This window comes from Pseudomonas sp., from assembly GCF_017744435.1.
Classification (GTDB): Bacteria; Pseudomonadota; Gammaproteobacteria; order Pseudomonadales; family Pseudomonadaceae; genus Aquipseudomonas.
Genome location: NZ_JAGIBG010000004.1, coordinates 209,421 through 227,917, shown reverse-complemented (window position 1 = coordinate 227,917; position 18,497 = coordinate 209,421). Strand labels below are relative to the sequence as shown.

Genomic DNA, 18,497 nt, shown 5'->3' with positions numbered 1-18,497 from the left:
TAATTGATGTATTTGGTCGAGCGCTGTGCATATCAGCGACTGCCGATGCCTCTTCGTGAGGTGCTTCAAACCCAAGGCGAGCGCAATGCTTCGCCAGCCATTGCAGATTGAGGGAGTGGGATTAATCTGCGGTTAAGAACGAAAAATCTTAATTTGTAACAGCGTATGACGCTTTTTTCATATATCGCCAACCGATTTTTCAGGCTCTGCTCAGCACCATCGCCGCACTCAATTCCGGAGCGGCAAACAATGAACAAACTTCCGCAAATCACCTTGGCCTTCTGGGTCATGAAGATCTGCGCCACCACCCTTGGCGAAACAGCCGGTGATCTGCTGTCGATGACCCTCAACGTTGGCTATGCCGTCAGCTCGATGGTGCTGATCAGCGTGTTCCTGGTAACCCTGTTCGGTCAGCTGTTTTCGCGCCGCTATCACCCGATGCTGTATTGGCTGGTGATCCTGTCCACCAGCACGGCCGGCACCACCATGTCCGACTTCATGGACCGCACCCTGGGCCTGGGCTATGCCGCTGGCTCGGCAATCCTGATCGGCATCCTGCTGCTGACCTTCCTGGTCTGGCGCCTGAGCGGCAACCCGCTCGACGTCACCCGCATCAAGAACCGTACCGGTGAAATCTATTACTGGATCGCCATCCTGTTCTCCAACACCTTGGGTACCGCATTGGGTGACTATCTGGCGGACGACTCGGGTCTGGGCTTTGCCGGTGGCGCACTGCTGGTCGGTAGCGCCATCGCCCTGGTGGTACTGGCCCGCTACTGGACGCGCATCCCGGGTGTGGTGCTGTTCTGGGTGGCCTTCGTGCTGACCCGTCCGTTCGGCGCGACCCTTGGCGACGTCCTGACCAAGCCGCACGAGAAGGGCGGGCTGGACTTCGGCACCATCGGTTCTTCCGCTGTGCTGGGGGGCGTGTTGCTGGTGCTGGTGCTGATGGCGAGTTGGTACCAGAAACGTGAGCCGCGTCAGGTGCTGGAGATGTCCTGAAGCAAAAAGGGCGCCCTTGATAGGGCGCCCTTTTTCCATGCGGTATCACAATCAGTCAGTAGTAATCCGCGAATGCTGCTTGGTGTCCTTCATGGTCGCATACACCAGCAGCGAGCAGGCGATGCACGCCGTGACGTACCAGTAGAAGCCGCTTTCCATGCCGACGCTCTTGAACCACAGGGCCACGTACTCGGCGGTGCCGCCGAAGATCGACACGGTCAGCGCGTACGGCAGGCCGACGCCCAGGGCGCGGATTTCGGTAGGGAACAGCTCGGCCTTCACCACTGCGTTGATCGAGGTGTAGCCGCTGACGATGATCAGCGCCGCCATGATCAGGAAGAACGCACCCCACCAGGTCTGGATGGTGTGCAGGGTGCTGAGGATCGGCACGGTGAACAGGGTGCCGAGCACGCCGAAGGCGATCAGGATCGGGCGCCGGCCGATCTTGTCGGACAGGCCACCGATCACCGGCTGCAGGCACATGAACAGGAACAGCGTGGCCGCCGAGATGGTGGTCGAATCGCTGATGCTCATGCCCACGGTGTTGACCAGGTACTTCTGCATGTAGGTGGTGTAGGTGTAGAAGGCCAGGGTACCGCCCATGGTCAGGCCGACCACGGTCATCAGCTCCTTGGGGTGGCGCATGAGGGTGCGCATCAGGCTTTCCTTGGCCTTTTCCTTCTTGGTGAAGGAAGCGGTTTCTTCCATGCCGCGGCGCAGGTACAGGGCAACCACCGCGCACAGCGCGCCGATCACGAAGGGCACACGCCAGCCCCAGGCGTACAGCTGCTCGGTGGTCAGGGTCTGTTGCAGGATGATCAGTACCGCCAGGGCGATGAGCTGGCCGGAAATCAGCGTCACGTACTGGAAGCTGGAGAAGAAGCCACGGCGGTCCTTGCTGGCCATTTCGCTGAGGTAGGTGGCCGAGGTGCCGTACTCGCCGCCCACCGACAGGCCCTGCATCAGGCGTGCGATGACCAGCAGGACCGGCGCGGCGACGCCGATGGTTTCATAGCCCGGGGTCAGGGCGATCACCAGGGAGCCGGCGCACATCAGCAGCACCGAAGCCATCAGCGCGGCCTTGCGGCCCTTGCGGTCGGCGTACAGGCCCATCAGCCAGCCACCGATCGGGCGCATCAGGAAGCCCACGGCGAAGATCGCGGCGGTGTTGAGCAGTTGCGCGGTGGAGTCGCCAGCCGGGAAGAAGGCTTTGGCGAAGTACAGCGAGAATGCGGCGTAGACGTACCAGTCGTACCATTCGACCATGTTGCCGATGGAACCACTGAAGATCGACTTGAGGCGGCTGGCGGTGGTTTTTTCAGCGGCGGGCGTGACGGCCGCCCCGGCTGGCAGGGAGGTGGCGTTATCCATCAGGGATACCTTCTCGTTGTTTTTGTGGAGCGCGCCGAAGCGCAGCTTGCCAGGGCAATTGCAGAAGGTGTGCCAAATGGGTGCGTGGCGATCCAAATGGGGGCGTTGCAGCGTTACAGGAACCGCGTATTACCTGGCACGGCGCAGTTCTCTGTGGGAGCGGGCGTGCCCGCGAAGGGCTGCACAGCAGCCCCGAAATCTCGCAGGAATAAGCGGATTTTCGCCTATCAAGATCCGTCTATAAGCGGATTTCCGCCTATTCCCGCTCGACGAATGCCTCGCGGACCAAGCCATGGCGCTGCATCTTTTCGTTCAGCGTGCGCCGAGGCAGCTGCAAGGCTTCCATCACCGCCTTGATCTCACCCCCATGCTGGCGCAATGCAGCGCGCAGGCACTGGGCCTCGAACGCTTCCATCTGCTCACCCAACGACTGCCCGGCAGGCGCAACCTCGATGTTCGGCGAACCCAACCCCAGTGCATGCCGCTCCGCCGCATTGGCGAGCTCACGCACATTGCCCGGCCAGTCATGGGACAGCAGCTGCGCCAGTTGCGCACCGCTCAGTGGTGGCGCCCCGCGCCCTAGCTTGGCCGCTGCAGCACGGGCGAAATGCTCGAACAGCAACGGGATGTCCTCGCGCCGTTCACGCAGCGGCGCCAGGCGCAGTTCCGCCACGTTCAGGCGATAGGCCAAATCCTCGCGAAAACGCCCGGCACGAGCCTCTTCGAGCAAGTCGGGCTTGGTGGCGGCAATGATGCGCAGGTCGACGCTGATGCTCTGGTTGGCCCCCAGTCGCTCCAGCTTCTGCTCCTGGATCACCCGCAACAGCTTGGCCTGCTGGGCCAGCGGCATGCTCTCGATCTCGTCGAGGAATACCGTACCGCCGTTGGCGTATTCCAATTTGCCGATGCGTTTGCCCTGGGCACCGGTGAAGGCACCGCTTTCGTGGCCGAACAGTTCGGCTTCGAACAGCGCTTCGGGGATGGCCGCGCAGTTGAGTGCGACGAACGGCTTGTCGGCGCGTGGGCCAAAGTCATGCAGGCAGCGCGCCACACGCTCCTTGCCGCTGCCGGTTTCGCCGCGGATCAGCACGTTCACTGGCAGGTTGGCCAGGTCCAGCACTTGCCTGCGTAGCTGCTGCAAGCCTTGCGACATGCCGAGCAGGGTGGTTTCCAGGCGCGACTTCAGGTCAGCCTGTTCATGCAGGCGGCGGTTCTCCAGGACCAGCTGGCGTTTCTCCAGGGCGCGGCGCAGGCTGCCCAGCAAGTGCTGCGGGGTGAAGGGCTTTTCGAGGAAGTCGTAAGCGCCGTTGCGCATGGCCTCGACCGCCATCGGCACATCGCCATGGCCGGTCAGCAGGATCACCGGCAGGTCCGGGTCATCCGCCTGCAGGCGTTCAAGCAGTTGCAGGCCACCCATGCCCGGCATGCGTACATCGCTGATGATCACCCCGGCAAAGTGCGCGGGCAGCTGGGCCAGGCAGTCTTCGGCGCGAGCGAACAGTTGCACGCTGAAGCCCGACAGGCTCAGCCATTGCTCGACCGCAGTGCGGATGCTGGCTTCATCATCGACGACGATCACTGAATTCAACATACAGGCTCCAGGTCACGGGGCAGGGTCAGGCTCAACCGGGCGCCGCCCGGCAGGTTCTCGGCGTGCAACTGGCCGCCAGCTTCGACGATGATGCCATAGGAAATCGCCAGGCCCAGGCCCAGGCCTTCGCCCACCGGCTTGGTGGTGAAGAAGGGGTCGAAGACCTTGGCCAGGTCCGCTTCGGCAATGCCGCCACCGGAATCCAGCACGCTCAGGCGCCACTGCGCGTGGTCCGGTTCGATGCGTACCTCCAGGCGCTTGTAGCGCTTGTCGGCCATGGCGTCGAGGGCGTTGCGCAGCAGGTTGATCAATACCTGCTCGAGGCGGATTGCATCGCCTCGGACCCAGGCCGGACGTGCAAGGTACAGGGCCACCTCGACTTCCTCGCTGCGAATGCGGGTGTCCAGCAGGTGCAGGGCCTGGTCGACCACGGTGGCCAGGTCGAGGCGTTCGCGCAGGCCGATCGGGCTGTTGCGGGCGAAGGTCTTCAGGTGGCTGGTCAGCGCGGCCATGCGCGTGAGCATCTGCTCCAGCGGTTCGAGGGCCTTGCGCGCGTCGTCGTAACGGCCGTGGTCGAGCAGCAGGCGCAGGGTTTCCAGTTGCATGCGCTGGGTGGTCAGCGGCTGGTTGATCTCGTGGGCCATGGCCGCCGACATCTGCCCCAGCGCGGCCAGCTTGGCCGATTGCACCAGGCCTTCCTGGGCAGTGCGCAGTTCGCGGGTGCGTTCCTCGACCTGGCGCTTGAGCTCTTCGCGGCTGCGCTGGCGCAGGCGGGCCAGGCGCAGGCGCTGGCTGACGAACAGTGCGGCGAACACCAGGCTCAGCCATACCGCGGCGGCGCCCAGTGCCGCGTTGCGACCAGCGGCTTCGACCTGGGGTTTGCGCAGCAGGTGCAAGGTCCAGTCCTCGCCTTCCAGCGGCAGGCTTTCCCAGAGGTATTCGGCAGCACCGTCGGGGCCCTGCACGCGGCTCAGGTGACTGTTGCTGGCAAAGCGGGTCAGTATCTGGTGCTGAAGCGGCACCAGTGGTTGTTTGTCGTACTGGCGGGTCTCGCCAAGCTCGGCGCGATCGGCGCCGCTGAGCGGTTTCAGCTCGCGGTAGCGCCAGCCGTCCTGGTTGGCGATGAAGGTAATCCCGCGGGCGTCACTGACCAGCAGGATGTCGCTGCCCTGGCGCCACTCGCGCTCAAGCTCGGGGAACTCCAGCTTGACCACCATGGCGCCGAGGAAGCGCCCTTGCTCGTCACTGACCGCGCTGGACAGGAAATAGCCCGGCACGCCACTGGTCACGCCCACCGCGTAGAAGCGGCCGCTACCCAGGTTGCGGGTCTGTTTGAAGTAGGGGCGAAAGCCGTAGTTGGAGCCCACATAGGTGGTCGGCAGGCGCCAGTTGCTGGCGGCCACGGCCAGCCCGGTGCGGTCGAGCAGCTCCAGGGTCGAGGAGTTGGCGGCGCCGTTGATGCGCTCGAGTTTGAGGTTGAGCGCATGCTGTACCTGTTCGCTGACCGGGCCGCGCAGGGCTTCGATCAGCTCCGGGTCCAGCGCCAGCACGGCGGGCAGGGCGCGGTAGCGATCGATCAGGGTGTGCAGGGCGTTGGCGTACAGCACCAGCTGCTGGCTGGCGCGGCGGGCGTCGTCTTCCATGGCCTGGCGTTTGGCCTGGTGCATGGCCCAGCCGGCGCTGAGGGCGGTGCCAAGCACGATCAGCAGGGTGATCAGCCCCAGACGCAGGGCGCGAAAGGAAAAGGGCATGGGGCGGATCCGGATTCAGGGATATCAGGCCCGGCCTCTTCGCGGGCTTGCCCGCTCCCACAGGATATTCACTGTGGGAGCGGGCGAGCCCGGGAAAGGGCCGGTACAGGCAACCTTTCAGTTACAGCAGTTCGAAGCTCTTTTGTTGCACCGCTTCGGAATCCAGCCCGACCTGGACATTGAACTCGCCAGGCTCGGCCACGCGCTGCAGCTGGCCATTGTAGAACTTCAGGTCGTCCTCGCTGATGCGGAAGGTCAAGGTCCGCGACTCACCGGCCTTGAGCATCAGTTTCTGGAAGTTCTTCAGCTCCTTGACCGGGCGGCTCATCGACGCCGAAACATCCTGCAGGTACAGCTGCACCACCGTCTCGCCGTCAAGCTTGCCGGTGTTCTTCACCGTCACCTTGGCCTCCAGGGTGTCGCCGCGCTTGAGGTCCTTGTTCGACAGGGTCAGGCCCGACAGCTCGAAGCTGCTGTAGCTCAGGCCATAGCCGAACGGGTACAGCGGGCCGTTGGGCTCTTCGAAGTACTGCGAGGTGTAGTTGCCCGGCTTGCCAGGGGTGAACGGCCGGCCGATGCGGGTGTGGTTGTAGTACATCGGGATCTGCCCGACCGAACGCGGGAAGGTGATGGCCAGCTTGCCCGACGGGTTGTAGTCGCCGAACAGCACATCGGCGATGGCATTGCCGCCTTCGGTACCGGAGAACCAGGTTTCGAGGATGGCATCGGCCTGCTCACGCTCCCAGCTGATCGACAGCGGACGGCCGTTCATCAATACCAGCACCAACGGTTTGCCGGTGGCCTTCAGGGCCTTGATCAGCTCGCGCTGGCTGGCCGGGATTTCCAGGGTGGTGCGGCTCGACGACTCGTGGGACATGCCACGGGACTCACCGACCACGGCCACTACCACATCGGACTGCTTGGCGGCCTTGACCGCTTCATCAATCAGCACGGCCGCCGGGCGCGGGTCATCGACAATTTCCGGTGCATCGAAGTTGAGGAAGTTCAGGTAGTCGAGGATCGCCTTGTCGCCGGTGACGTTGGAGCCTTTGGCGTACACCAGCTTGGCCTTGCCCTCGACTGCACGGCGCAGGCCTTCGCGCACGGTGACCGAGTGCATCGGCTTACCGTCGGCGGCCCAGCTGCCCATCATGTCGATCGGGGCATCGGCCAGCGGGCCGACCAGGGCGATGGTGCCGGCCTTTTTCAGCGGCAGGGTCTGGTTGTGGTTTTCCAGCAGCACCAGGCTGCGGCGCGCCACGTCACGGGCGGCGTCACGGTGCAGGCGGTCGTCGGCGTAGTAGTCTTTCAGGTCGGTTTCGGCCTTGCCGATGCGCACGTACGGGTCCTTGAACAGGCCCATGTCGTACTTGGCACCGAGCACCTCGCGCACGGCCTGGTTCAGTTCGTGCTGGGTCACTTCGCCGGACTTCAGCAGCCCTGGCAGCTCTTCGCCGTACAGGGTGTCGTTCATGCTCATGTCGATGCCGGCCTTGATCGCCAGCTTGGCGGCTTCGCGGCCGTCGCGGGCGACACCGTGGCGGATCAGCTCCTGGATGGCACCGTGGTCGCTGATGGTCACGCCCTTGAAGCCCCACTCCTTGCGCAGCAGGTCGTTCATCAGCCAGGTGTTGGAGGTGGCCGGCACGCCGTTGATCGAGTTGAGCGCCACCATCACCCCGCCGGCACCGGCGTCGAGCGCGGCGCGGTAGGGCGGCAGGTAGTCGTTGTACATCTTTGGCAGGCTCATATCGACGGTGTTGTAGTCGCGCCCGCCTTCCACCGCGCCATACAGGGCAAAGTGCTTGACGATGGCCATGATGCTGTCGGGGTTGGCCGGGCTGCTGCCCTGGAACGAGCGAACCATCACCTGGCCGATCTTCGAGGTCAGGTAGGTGTCTTCGCCGAAGCCTTCACTGGTGCGGCCCCAGCGTGGGTCGCGGGCGATGTCGACCATCGGCGCGAAGGTCATGTCGAGGGCGTCGGCCGACGCTTCGATGGCCGAGGTGCGGCCGACCTTGGCGATGGCGTCCATGTCCCAGCTGGCGGCCAGGCCCAGGCCGATCGGGAAGATGGTGCGCTCGCCGTGGATGGTGTCGTAGGCGAAGAACATCGGGATCTTCAGGCGGCTGCGCATGGCGGCGTCCTGCATCGGCCGGTTCTCGGGGGCGGTGCGCGAGTTGAACGTACCGCCGATGCGGCCGGCGGCGATTTCTTCGCGGATCTTGTCGCGGGGCATTTCCGGGCCGATGCTGATCAGGCGCAGCTGGCCGATTTTCTCAGCCTCGGTCATCTGGCTGATCAGATGGTCGATGAACGCCTGCTTGTCCTGCAGGGGCGGAGCGGTAGGGGCGGCAAGGGCCGCCTGGCTGGCAAGGCCCATGGCCAGGCCCAGCAAAGACAGTTTCATCATCAATTCCATTGTCGAGGCCTTTGCCGTATCCACGGTGATACGCGCGCGGCCGAAGTTTTCAGGCGGCTATTGTTGTACGATTCGCGGGTAATGCTTCCAGCGGCGGATTATGCCTGAATATGTCGGCCGCGGACGAAGACCCGAATGCCGGGACAACAACTATAAGAACGCTGAAGAGAGCGAAGGCATGACCCCCCTCAACGAATACGAACGCCGCCAGGTGGCCGAGGCCATCGCCCGGGTCGAGCGGCGCACCGATGCGCAATTGGTGACCGTGCTGGCGCGCCGCGCCGATGACTATGCCTACCTGCCACTGTTCTGGGCCGCCGTGCTGGCGCTGGCGGTGCCTGGCCTGCTGCAGTGGTTGCTGGGCTGGCCCGGCATACGAGGGCTGCTGGTCGCCAACGTGCTGCTGTTCATCGGCCTGTGCCTGCTGCTGCGCAGCCCGCGCCTGGCGGCCATGCTGATTCCGGCTGCCTTGCGTCGCTGGCGCGCTTCGGGCCTGGCGCGCCAGCAGTTTCGCGAACAGAACCTGCAAGGCACGGAAGGCGCCACCGGGGTGCTGATCTTTGTCGCCGAGGCCGAGCGGCATGTGGAAATCCTTGTCGACCAAGGCATCGATCACCATCTCGATGCCCAGGCCCGCGCCGTGCTGGTTGCGCGCTTCGCCGAACAGGTTCGCCAGGGGCGGACCTTGCAGGGCTTTGTCGAGTGCATCGAGGCGTGCGGCGAGTTGCTGTGCGAGCACGTGCCACGCACCCATGCGCGCAACGAACTGCCCAACCGTCTGGTGATTCTCGACTGAACTGGCTGGCACAGGGTGTAGAATGCGCGGCATTGCGCAACGCGCCCCCTGTTATCCGAGGCACCCGCTTTCCATGTCCGCCAGTACTTCCGCTTCTTCCGCGCCGGATGCGCGCGCCCAGTTCCTCGACCTGCTGAGTGCTGCCTTGCACGGCAACACCCTGGTCAAGCTGGTGCTGGCGCGCCATGTCGGGGCTGACCAGACCCTGCAGCGCATCATCGCCAAGCCGCTGATGGTGAAGGGGCAGGCCCAGTTGTCGCTGGTCTACCGCCATCAGACCCGCGACATCACCCGCAACCTGCCGCTGGAGCAGGCCCAGGCGCTGGTCGCCGAGCTGCTGCCGGAGAGCTTCCGCAATGCCCACCTGTTCGATGCCGACGGCGAAGTGCAGCTGACCTTCAGCAAGAAGGGCAAGCCGATGCTTCAGCGCCACGGCGCGCAGGCGCCACGCGAGGCGGTTGCCAACACCGGTCATGACCGCGAGAAGAAGCGCTACCTGGAGCTGTCGCGGCCATTCCTGCGCGATCTGGGCGTGACCGATGCCCAAGGCGCACTGATCCCTTCGATGTCGCGCAAGTGGAAGCAGATCAACAAGTTCATCGAAGTCTTCGACCATGCCCTGGCCAATGCCCCGGTGCCGGCCGAGCAGACCCTGCGGGTGGCCGACTTCGGCTCGGGCAAGGGTTACCTGACCTTCGCCATGCATGATTACCTGCGCAACACCCTGGCGCGAGAAGCGCAGGTGACCGGGGTGGAACTGCGCCAGGACATGGTCGACCTGTGCAATGCCGCCGCGCAGCGCCTGGAACACCCGGGCCTGGAGTTCCAGTGCGGCGACGTGCGCAGCGTGGTGCCCGAGGCCATCGAGGTGATGATTGCCCTGCACGCATGCGATATCGCCACCGACTACGCCATCCACACCGGCATCCGCTGCAATGCCGCGATCATCATGTGCTCGCCGTGCTGCCACAAACAGATCCGCCCGCAACTGCACAGCCCGGGGCTGCTGCAGCCGATGCTGCAGTACGGGCTGCACCTGGGGCAGCAGGCCGAGATGCTGACCGACAGCCTGCGCGCGCTGTATCTGGAAGCTTGCGGTTATGAAACCAAGGTGTTCGAGTTCATCTCCCTGGAACACACCAACAAGAACAAGATGATTCTTGCGGTGAAGCGCCGGCAGTCGGGGGATAACGCGGCATTGCTGGAGAAGATCGAGCAGCTCAAGGCGTTTTATGGGGTGCAGGAGCATTGCCTGGAGACGTTGTTGCGGGCGGATAAGCTGATCTGATTACAATCAGTGACGTGCTGACGGCACCTCGATCGCCAACCCCTCCAACCCCAACGGATGTGTACTGGCATCGAAGAAGTGCAGCGCCGTCCCGGTCATATCCCCGAACCGCTCGACAAAATGCTGCTTCTGGTTGATCACCGAAGCCTCGCTCAACGGCCGGATGGCAATCGACAGATGCGCCGGCCGTGCCTGGCGAATGGCTTCGACCAGGTGCTGGTCAGTGCCGTCCAGATGCTGCCCGAACAGGCATACGCCTTGGCTTTCCTGTGCCAGTTGGCCCAACCCCCAGGCGAGGTAGTCGGAGTTGCGGATGGCGCGCAGTTTTTCGTCGCTGCGATCTTCGTTGACGAACAACGGCACTTCACCGGGAATGTTCACGGCAAAGCCGTCCAGCAACTCGGCGCTGTCGGCGCTGCGCTGGCGGGTGCTGCCGTCGGGCAGCTTGAGCAGGTGCAGGCCGCCGTGCAGGTGTAGCACGCGGGTGCCTTCGCTGTGGGTGTGGCGCACGTCGAAGAACCCTTGATCGTCGAACAGCGCGGCGAAGCCCTGCGGATTGTGCTGCAGGGCCCAGGGCAGGATGAGGTCGTAGTTGCTGGTATAGACGCTGCGGTATTCGCGCAAGGCCTGGTTGATCGACGCCAGGGTAGCGGCTGGCACCAGTGGCCAGGGCAGGTGCAGGGTGCGGATGGCGTGGATCAGGCCTTCCTTGATCGAGTAGTAGCGGTTCAACGGCGCGGTGGAATTGATGGCCAGGGCGGCGTTGGCGCGCACGGTGTGGTTGAGGATGCTCAGTACCGGCTCGAACAGCTCGGTGCCCAGCGACTTGAACAGGGCCTGGTCACTGATCGCCAGGCCTTTCTTGCGCCCGGCACGCTGGGCTTCCTCGTACAGCGAGAAGTAGCCGAACGGTTTCCACAGTGCGCGACTGGCGCCGTTGCCCAGCAGAAGGGCTGTGCAGGGGTGGCGCTGGTTGAGGTCTGGCCAAGTGGCGAGGCGGGCGTCGAGAGCTGGCATGTGCGGTCCGTTCGGTGGTGCGGGAAACGGCGGGGACTTTAGCATGTCATGCAAGGTGTGCGAGGGTTGGTGCTTACATTACCGCCTTGTATTGCCTGTTCCGGCCTCTTCGCGGGTAAACCCGCTCCCACAGATATCGCACAGCTCTTAAGCAAGTGGAAATCCTGTGGGAGCGGGTTTACCCGCGAAGAGGCCAGAACAGGCAGCACAAGGCCCGCAGGACGAAAGAGGACTTCTCCATGCGCAACCCGCTGCTCCGCACCCTGGCCCTGAGCACGCTGTTCTCGGCTGCACTGGCCTCAGCCACTGATGGCAAGACCTTGGCCGCTGCCCAAGGCATTCCTTACCCGGCCGTGATCGCCCATCGCGGCGCTTCCTACGATGCCCCCGAATCCACCACACCCGCCTACCTGCTGGCCCGCGAGCTGGGCGCCGATTACCTGGAACTCGACCTGCAACGCACCCGCGATGGCGTGCTGGTGGTAGTCCACGATGATGAGCTGTCGCGCACCAGCAACGTCGCCGAGCGATTTCCCGAGCGTGCGAAAAGCCCGGTCAGTGCCTTCACCCTGGCTGAGCTGAAGTCGCTGGATGCCGGCAGCTGGTTCAACCAGGCCTACCCGAAGCGTGCCCGTCAGTCGTTCGAAAAGTTGCCGATACTGACCTTGGACGAAGTCATCGACATCGCCGAAGGCAACCCCGACCGCCACCCCGGGCTGTATATCGAAACCAAGGTACCCAACCAGTTCCCCGGCATCGAGAAAGACCTGAAGGCACGCCTCGAAGCCCGTGGCTGGCTTGATCGGCCGGGGCGGGTCGTGTTGCAGACGTTCGACCGCAACAGCCTCAAGTTGCTGCACGAAGCGATGCCGCAGGTGCCGAAGATCCTCTTGTTGTGGGTGGGCAACAATGGCATCGCATCGGCATCCGGGCAGGATTTCGCCCAGTCAGGCGAGCAGGACAAGGCCGCTTTCTATGCGCGCCAACAGCCCAAGGACAAGGCGGAGTTCATGCGCTGGCTCGACCATGCAAGGCAGGAGGGCGCAATCGGTACCGGCCCGTCAGCCACGCGCACTCATCTGGGCGAGCAGAGCTACAGCGACCTGATCCAGCCGTGGATGAACCAGGCCAATCACGAGCGCGGGTTGTTGGTTCACGTCTACACACTCGACGACAGGGTCGATTTCGACAAGGCCATGCAGTCCGGTGTCGACGGGATCTTCACCAATCGGTCCGCTGAGCTGTTGCGCTTCCTGCAGCGACCTCTGAAGCGCACCGAACCCGAACTGCTGGAAGCTTTGGGTTATTGATTGTCCTGACTCGCCAGTGGCTTTTGTTCGGCCTCTGGCGCCTTGCGACTCCTGTTCCGCCAAACCCGATAAGCCCGAATCCCCGCCCTTACCGAGCCAAACAGCAACTTTTCTTCCATCTCCCGCGCCATCCCCGAGCGCACCAGCATGCGCAGGAAAGTACCCCGGGCACGGGCGATGGCGAAGTGGATGCCCTGCGCTGTCAGGGTGTCGCGCACCTCGCGCAGGGCGGCAATGCCGCTGACGTCGATGCTGCTCACCGCTTCCGCATCGAACAGTACCGCCTGGGGCTGGGCCTGACTCTGCACCGCTTCGAGCAGGCGCATCTTGAAGTAGTCGGCGTTGAAGAACAGGATTGCGTCGTCGAAGCGGTACACCACCAGGCCGGGCACCGTGCGGGCATCCTTGTTCTTGCGGATGTCGACCTGGCCTTCGATGCCCGGCAGCCAGCCGAGCACGGCGTCGGTGGGTTGGTAGATGGTATAGAGCAGGCGCAGGATCGCCAGGGTCACGGCAAACACGATGCCCGGCAGTACGCCCAGGCCGAGCACACCGACCGTGGTCAGCAGGCAAAGCCAGAACTCGAAGCGGCTCAGGCGTCTTATCCTGCCCAGCGACTTGATGTCGATCAGGCCCCAGCCTGCCATCAGCAGCACCGCACCCAGTACCGCCTGGGGGATCAACGCCATCGGTGCGGTGAAGAACAGCAGGATCAGGGCGATGACCAGTGCCGCGATAATGCCGACCAGCTGGCTCTTGCCGCCGACCATGTCATTGACCGCTGTGCGCGAGTCGGCGCCGCTGATGGCAAAACCCTGGGAAATGCCGGCGGCCAGGTTGCTCACGCCAAGGGCGACGAATTCATGGTTGGCGTTGATCGCATAGCCGTGCCTTGCGGCAAAGCTGCGCGCGGTGAGCATGGCGCTGCAGAAGCTCACGGTGGCGATACCCAAGGCATCGCGCAGCAGGCTTTTGGTTTCGTTCAGGTTGCTGTGGGGCCAGGCGAGCTTGGGGATGCCGGACGGCACCGGCCCGAGGATGGCGACGCCAAAACGGTCCAGGCCAAGCAGGCCGACCAGCAAGGTAAAGACTGCCACGGTCACCAGGGCCGCCGGCAGGCGAGGGTAGCGGCGCGGCAGCACGATCAGCAGTGCCAGCCCGGCCAGGCCTATCGCCAGGGTCATCCAGTGGATCTCGTTCAGGCGTTGGAAGAAATTCACCAGGCTGAGGATGAAGCCGTCCCCCTCGATCTTGAACCCCACGACCTTCGACAGTTGCCCGGCAATAAGGCTCAAGCCGATACCGTTGAGGTAACCGATCAGGATCGGGCGCGAGAAGAAGCTGGCGATGAACCCGGCGCGCGCCACACCGGCGACAATCAGCATCACCCCGACCAGCACGGTGACGATCACCGAGAGTTCGGCGATGCGCTGCGGGTCGCCCATGGCCAGTGGCGCCACGGCGCCGCCGATCATGGCGCAGGTGGCGGCGTCGGGGCCGACCATCAACTGCCGTGAGCTGCCGATCAGGGCATAGACCATCATCGGCAGCACGCAGGCATACAGGCCGTATTGCGGCGGCAGGCCGACGATCTGGGCGTAGGCAATGGCGATGGGGATCTGGATCGCCGCCACCGACAGCCCGGCCTGCAGGTCGGCATGGAACCATTCACGGCGGTAATGCAACAGGTTGGCAAGGCCGGGCAGCCAGCGGGAGAGAAACATGTGTCGTCCTTTCAAAATGTTTCACGGATCCATGAAGCATATGCGCCCCAAGCCGTTTCGCTTGCAAGCGAATTGAAGACGAAGGCGTCGAACGCGGCCATGGGCCATATCAATGAAAGGGCAGAAACGAAAAAAGGAGCCGTGGGCTCCTTTTGACAGCGATGACGTTGCTGGAACGCCATGCGGGGGAATGCAATGTGTGGAGCGGGTAGAGGGAATCGAACCCTCAACTAAAGCTTGGGAAGCTTTCGTTTTGCCACTAAACTATACCCGCATCTGCGCTGGACTTTTTACCAGAACCCTCTCTGAATTAGAAGCCCAAGTTATAAAAAAGCTTGTCGGCGCCCCATGACCTGCGGGTGTGGGGTACGGGACGCCGATGCGCTCAGATGGCCAATGCATGCTGCCCCTGGATGTATGGGTTACTGCGTTGACGGGACTCGCGCACGGTCGGCTTGAGGAAACCGAGCATGACATTGCGGGTGTCTTCACAGGCTGCCTTGTTCTCCATGTCAAGGAAGTGGCCCGCGTCGCGGATCACGCTGAACTGGCTGTTGCCCACATGCTTGCCGAACTCGCGGGCATCTTCGACGGTGGTGTACTCGTCGCGGTCACCGTTGATGAACAGCACCGGGATGTCGATGTTGCGCGCGCCATTCAGTGCCCGCTGCAGGTCACGCTGCAGCACTTCATTGATGTGGAAGTGCATCTGCGCGTACTCGTGGCTGTCCAGGCCGCTGACATGCCGGTAGTTGAAGCGCTTGAACAGTGATGGCAGGTACTTGCCGATGGTGTCGTTGACCAGGTTGCCGACCTGGTAGCGATCGCAGGCGGCCAGGTACTTGCAACCACGCTCAAGGTAGTCGCGCATCGGTTCGTTGATCACCGGCGAGAACGAGCTGACCACCGCCTTCTTCACCATCCGCGGCTGGTGCGCCAGCGCCAGCAGGGTGCAGGCACCGCCCCAGGAGAAGGACATGACGTGGTCGCACTGGAACCGCTCGATCAGTTCGAGAAGGATCTGCGCCTCGTCCTCCTTGCTGATCAGGCGTTCCTGGCGGTTGTGCGGCTTGGACTTGCCGGCATACGGCTGGTCGTACAGCACAACGTTGAATTGCGGGTGCAGGTTACGCACCGTCTGGGCGAACGAGGCCGTGGTGGCCAGCGACCCATTGATCAGTATGATCGTCTTCTCGGCCGCATCCGCGCGATAGAACTCCGTGTAAACCCGATACTGACCTTGGATATCAAGTACAGCGATTTCTGGCCTCATGTCATCGACTCCTGGCGCAAAAAGGGTAATCGCGTCACCTAGGGTGCACGTTCTTTATGACAGGTAGGCATTCGCCTGAATAAATCGGGGGGCCCTGTGTCGATCCTTGGCACACGTGTCGACGATATTGTTTTGGCGGGCAATCTGCCGTGCCCCAAGGCATCTGGGCTTTGGGTGGCCGGCAAAAGGTGTCATGAACTGCAGGCGTGACTGGTTGGTCACTCGCGGACTGACGAGTTAGGAGTCAAGCAGTGGGTCGGAGATCGCGCAAGTGCCGTTTGCGCAAATTTGTGACTCGGGCCGCTCAGCGGTCGTATGCCTGTATTACGGCATTCAGACCGAGGCGATTTCATCCGCCGTCAGGGCCCTGAATTCGCCGGGTTGCAGGCCCGGATCGAGGCGGATCGTACCCATGCTTTCGCGATGCAGGCCGACCACCTTGTTGTCGAAATGGCCGAACATGCGCTTGACCTGGTGATAGCGCCCTTCGACGATTGCCAGCCGTGCCTGACGCGGGCCGAGGATGTCGAGTCGGGCGGGCAGGGTGGTCAGGTCTTCGAAGGCGAAGTAGAACCCTTCGCTGAACTTGGCGACATAGTGCGCGCCAATCTCGTCTTCGGTTTGCACCAGGTAATGCTTGGGCAGCTTGGTGGCCGGCTGGGTCAGGCGCCGCGACCACTGGCCATCGTTGGTCAGGATCATCAGGCCAGTGGTGTTGAAATCCAGGCGCCCGGCGATGTGCAGGTCGTCGCGCAATTCGCAGGGCAGCAGGTCGAGCACGGTGCGGTGCTGCGGGTCTTGCGTGGCGCTGACGCAGCCAGTGGGCTTGTGCAGCATCAGGTAGCGCGCAGGGCGGCCGGCCTGCAGCAGTTGATCGTCGACTTCGACGCGGCTGAATTCGCGGACCTCGGCTTTGGGATCGCTGACCAGTTCGCCGTCCAGGCGCACACGGCGCTGCACCAGCAGCAGGCGCACTTGCTGGCGGTTGTAGCAGGGCAGGTTGGCGAGGAAGCGGTCGAGGCGCATGGCAGCAGGCAAGGTGAAATGGAGGCGCAGTTTAGCGGTTTTTCACTTTAGAGCGGTGCCGGCTTCTTCGCGGGCGCGCCCGCTCCCACAAGTTGATCTTCCACGGCGGCGCAGCGCGGGCACAGGCAGGCCTTGTCGCGCAGTTCGGCAGGCAGGGCCTGGAGCACGGCGGGGTCGATGGTCACGCCGTAGCACCAACAGGCCTGGGTGGCACTGCGCGGGTCGGCCAGGCTGCACTGGTTGAGGGCGCCACAGGCGGGGCAGTGCTGGCTGTCATTCATGTTCGGTTCCGGGGGTTTCGCTGCAGACGCGGTTGCGACCGGCCTGCTTGGCACGATAAAGCGCACGGTCGGCGCGGGTCAGCAGGGCGTGCAGGGTGTCGCCCGGCTGCAAGGCGCTGAGGCCGATACTGGTGGTCAGGCGCAAAGGTTGATCTTCGTAGCTGAAGGTCAGTTGCTCGGTACGACGGCGGATTTTCTCCGCCACGTCGATCGCCTGCCGGCCTTCGACCTCACGCAGCAACACGATGAATTCCTCTCCGCCCCAGCGGCAAAGTATATCCGACTGACGCAGGCTGCCCTGCAGCACGTTGGCGAACTGGCGCAGCACTTCGTCGCCTGCCAGGTGGCCATGGGTATCGTTGAGCACCTTGAAGTGATCGAGGTCGATCAGCAGGGCGACCAGCGGCGCGCAATCGCGCTGGGCCTCCTGCAGGGCCTGGGCGGCCAGCAGGTCGAAGCTGCGCCGGTTGGGCAGCCCGGTCAGGCTGTCGAGGGTCGCCAGCGCCTCGGTGCTGGCCTGGTGGCGCCTGAGCATGCCGTTGAGCAGCGACAGCACCACCAGGGTGATCATCGCGCAGATCACCAGGTTCAGGTACAGCGAGTGGCGAATAGGGTCCAGGGCGCCGGTCTCGCGTTTGTCGACCAGCAGGTACCAGCCCAGCTCGGGCAGTTGCCGCACATTGAGGAAGTGGCTGTGGCCTTTGCTGTCCTGGTACTCGTGGCTGCCCTCGGTGGGCGTCGGGCGCTGCGCCAGCAAATCGCTCAGGTCGGCATTGTCGCTCAAGGGTTGCCCGACCTTCAGGCCATGCGGGCCACCCTCCGAGCCGGTCAGAATGACCTTGCCCTTGGCGTCGGTGAAGAACACCGAGCGCTGGTAGCGGCGCTGGTACTTGTCGATCAGCTTGATCACCGCGTCCACGCTCAGGCCCACGCCGGTGGCACCGATGAAGCGCTGCTGATAGTCCAGCACCCGGTAGTTGATGAACACCGTCAGGTTGTCCTGGTTGGCCATGTCCAGGTCGACGTTGATCTCATACGGCGTTTTCATCTCGCGCAGGCGGAAGTACCAGGCGTCGCGCCAGGTGTTCGGTACCACGTGTTTGAGCACGCCCTTGGCCTGGTAGTAGGTGAGGGTGCGGTCGGAGACGAAGAACGAGGTGAAGGTGTCCTGCTTGCCCATGACCTCGCCGAGAAAGCGAGTGATGCGCTGGGTGTCCTGTTCACCCGCCAGCACCCAGTCGCGCAGGAAGGTGTCCTGGGCCATCATCGAGGCGATCAACACCGGGCGGATCAGGTCTTTCTGGATTTCCGAATAGACGGTATCGGAGGTCAGCGGCAGCTCGGTATTGACGATGCCGTCGCGGATCGCGCTGCGCGAGGCGAAATAGCTGATCAGCGATGTGGCGAGGAAGCCGCAGGTCAGCAACAGCAGCAGGGCGAGGATCAGCGAGCGCTGTGAAAACAGGGCGGAGCGTGAAGGCATGATCTTCCCGTGATGTGTGCCGAGGCGCTCATTCTAGTGAGATGACAGGCAAATGACTGCATGTTTTTAATGGTTATTTCGACCTGTATCAATTTGTTGCTGAAATGGCACTGCACCTTGGCGCCGTTGTCTGATTCAGTGTCGATGAACGCATTTGCGTCG

General features: G+C 63.4%; 14 protein-coding genes and 1 tRNA gene. 4 read left to right on the top strand and 11 right to left on the bottom strand.

Going from position 1 to position 18,497, the window contains the following annotated elements:
* The first annotated feature begins 249 nt into the window (after nt 1–249).
* Entirely contained in the window at nt 250–1,002 is a 753-nt protein-coding gene (locus tag J7573_RS05215; RefSeq protein ID WP_294326791.1) for a hypothetical protein, read from the top strand.
* Between the two features lie 51 nt (nt 1,003–1,053).
* Here the strand turns inward: J7573_RS05215 and J7573_RS05210 are convergent, their stop codons facing one another.
* The 4 genes from J7573_RS05210 to bglX all read right to left on the bottom strand — a co-directional run bounded on the left by J7573_RS05210 (nt 1,054) and on the right by bglX (nt 8,128).
* On the bottom strand, nt 1,054–2,373 hold the full coding sequence (locus J7573_RS05210; protein WP_110636269.1) for an MFS transporter: 1,320 nt from the start codon (nt 2,371–2,373) through the stop codon (nt 1,054–1,056).
* A gap of 256 nt (nt 2,374–2,629) precedes the next feature.
* Entirely contained in the window at nt 2,630–3,964 is a 1,335-nt protein-coding gene (locus tag J7573_RS05205) for a sigma-54 dependent transcriptional regulator (protein WP_294326777.1), read from the bottom strand.
* A complete protein-coding gene (locus J7573_RS05200; protein ID WP_294326775.1) occupies nt 3,958–5,715 on the bottom strand; it encodes an ATP-binding protein in 1,758 nt (585 codons plus the stop codon). Before J7573_RS05200 ends, J7573_RS05205 begins: the two co-directional genes overlap by 7 nt.
* Nucleotides 5,716–5,836: 121 nt before the next feature.
* Nucleotides 5,837–8,128, bottom strand: a complete 2,292-nt coding sequence (gene bglX / locus J7573_RS05195; RefSeq protein WP_294326774.1) for a beta-glucosidase BglX — start codon at nt 8,126–8,128, stop codon at nt 5,837–5,839.
* 187 nt (nt 8,129–8,315) lie between these two features.
* On the opposite strand from bglX, the gene J7573_RS05190 reads away from it, so the two are divergent.
* Nucleotides 8,316–8,933, top strand: coding sequence for a TPM domain-containing protein (locus J7573_RS05190; protein WP_294326772.1), 618 nt, complete (start codon nt 8,316–8,318; stop codon nt 8,931–8,933).
* Between the two features lie 73 nt (nt 8,934–9,006).
* Nucleotides 9,007–10,221 (top strand): SAM-dependent methyltransferase, encoded by a 1,215-nt coding sequence (locus J7573_RS05185; RefSeq protein ID WP_294326770.1) that lies wholly within the window; start codon nt 9,007–9,009, stop codon nt 10,219–10,221.
* 6 nt (nt 10,222–10,227) lie between these two features.
* Here J7573_RS05185 and J7573_RS05180 read toward each other — a convergent pair whose 3' ends face one another.
* Nucleotides 10,228–11,238 carry a DUF4917 family protein gene (locus tag J7573_RS05180; protein WP_294326769.1) on the bottom strand — a complete coding sequence of 337 codons (1,011 nt, stop codon included), beginning with the start codon at nt 11,236–11,238 and terminating at the stop codon, nt 10,228–10,230.
* Between the two features lie 239 nt (nt 11,239–11,477).
* Between J7573_RS05180 and J7573_RS05175 the strand changes: the two genes are divergently transcribed.
* A complete protein-coding gene (locus J7573_RS05175) occupies nt 11,478–12,548 on the top strand; it encodes a glycerophosphodiester phosphodiesterase (RefSeq protein ID WP_294326767.1) in 1,071 nt (356 codons plus the stop codon).
* Here J7573_RS05175 and J7573_RS05170 read toward each other — a convergent pair.
* From J7573_RS05170 to J7573_RS05145, 6 genes are all read right to left on the bottom strand, one after another.
* Nucleotides 12,542–14,272: a SulP family inorganic anion transporter gene (locus J7573_RS05170; protein WP_294326765.1), complete on the bottom strand. Its 1,731-nt coding sequence runs from the start codon at nt 14,270–14,272 to the stop codon at nt 12,542–12,544. The genes J7573_RS05175 and J7573_RS05170 overlap by 7 nt on opposite strands.
* Nucleotides 14,273–14,472: 200 nt before the next feature.
* Nucleotides 14,473–14,546 (bottom strand) — tRNA-Gly (locus J7573_RS05165).
* Nucleotides 14,547–14,657: 111 nt separating this feature from the next.
* The gene (locus J7573_RS05160) at nt 14,658–15,545 is read right to left on the bottom strand and encodes an alpha/beta hydrolase (RefSeq protein WP_294326763.1); all 888 of its coding nucleotides are present in this window, start codon (nt 15,543–15,545) and stop codon (nt 14,658–14,660) included.
* A gap of 333 nt (nt 15,546–15,878) precedes the next feature.
* The gene (locus J7573_RS05155) at nt 15,879–16,571 is read right to left on the bottom strand and encodes a 16S rRNA pseudouridine(516) synthase (protein WP_294326761.1); all 693 of its coding nucleotides are present in this window, start codon (nt 16,569–16,571) and stop codon (nt 15,879–15,881) included.
* A gap of 47 nt (nt 16,572–16,618) precedes the next feature.
* Complete coding sequence (locus J7573_RS05150) at nt 16,619–16,852, bottom strand: cysteine-rich CWC family protein (RefSeq protein ID WP_294326760.1); 234 nt, start codon at nt 16,850–16,852, stop codon at nt 16,619–16,621.
* Nucleotides 16,845–18,335, bottom strand: coding sequence for a sensor domain-containing diguanylate cyclase (locus J7573_RS05145; RefSeq protein WP_294326757.1), 1,491 nt, complete (start codon nt 18,333–18,335; stop codon nt 16,845–16,847). The genes J7573_RS05150 and J7573_RS05145 overlap by 8 nt, the downstream gene beginning before the upstream one ends.
* Between the last annotated feature and the right edge of the window lie 162 nt (nt 18,336–18,497).

Bases quoted from the DNA above. Each gene is read 5' to 3' on its own strand.
- J7573_RS05150 (WP_294326760.1), bottom strand. From the start codon at position 16,852: ATGAATGACAGCCAGCACTGCCCCGCCTGTGGCGCCCTCAACCAGTGC.
- J7573_RS05160 (WP_294326763.1), bottom strand. From the start codon at position 15,545: ATGAGGCCAGAAATCGCTGTACTTGATATCCAAGGTCAGTATCGGGTT.
- J7573_RS05180 (WP_294326769.1), bottom strand. From the start codon at position 11,238: ATGCCAGCTCTCGACGCCCGCCTCGCCACTTGGCCAGACCTCAACCAG.
- J7573_RS05145 (WP_294326757.1), bottom strand. From the start codon at position 18,335: ATGCCTTCACGCTCCGCCCTGTTTTCACAGCGCTCGCTGATCCTCGCC.
- J7573_RS05175 (WP_294326767.1), top strand. From the start codon at position 11,478: ATGCGCAACCCGCTGCTCCGCACCCTGGCCCTGAGCACGCTGTTCTCG.
- J7573_RS05200 (WP_294326775.1), bottom strand. From the start codon at position 5,715: ATGCCCTTTTCCTTTCGCGCCCTGCGTCTGGGGCTGATCACCCTGCTG.
- bglX (WP_294326774.1), bottom strand. From the start codon at position 8,128: ATGATGAAACTGTCTTTGCTGGGCCTGGCCATGGGCCTTGCCAGCCAG.
- J7573_RS05170 (WP_294326765.1), bottom strand. From the start codon at position 14,272: ATGTTTCTCTCCCGCTGGCTGCCCGGCCTTGCCAACCTGTTGCATTAC.
- J7573_RS05205 (WP_294326777.1), bottom strand. From the start codon at position 3,964: ATGTTGAATTCAGTGATCGTCGTCGATGATGAAGCCAGCATCCGCACT.
- J7573_RS05185 (WP_294326770.1), top strand. From the start codon at position 9,007: ATGTCCGCCAGTACTTCCGCTTCTTCCGCGCCGGATGCGCGCGCCCAG.
- J7573_RS05155 (WP_294326761.1), bottom strand. From the start codon at position 16,571: ATGCGCCTCGACCGCTTCCTCGCCAACCTGCCCTGCTACAACCGCCAG.
- J7573_RS05210 (WP_110636269.1), bottom strand. From the start codon at position 2,373: ATGGATAACGCCACCTCCCTGCCAGCCGGGGCGGCCGTCACGCCCGCC.
- J7573_RS05190 (WP_294326772.1), top strand. From the start codon at position 8,316: ATGACCCCCCTCAACGAATACGAACGCCGCCAGGTGGCCGAGGCCATC.
- J7573_RS05215 (WP_294326791.1), top strand. From the start codon at position 250: ATGAACAAACTTCCGCAAATCACCTTGGCCTTCTGGGTCATGAAGATC.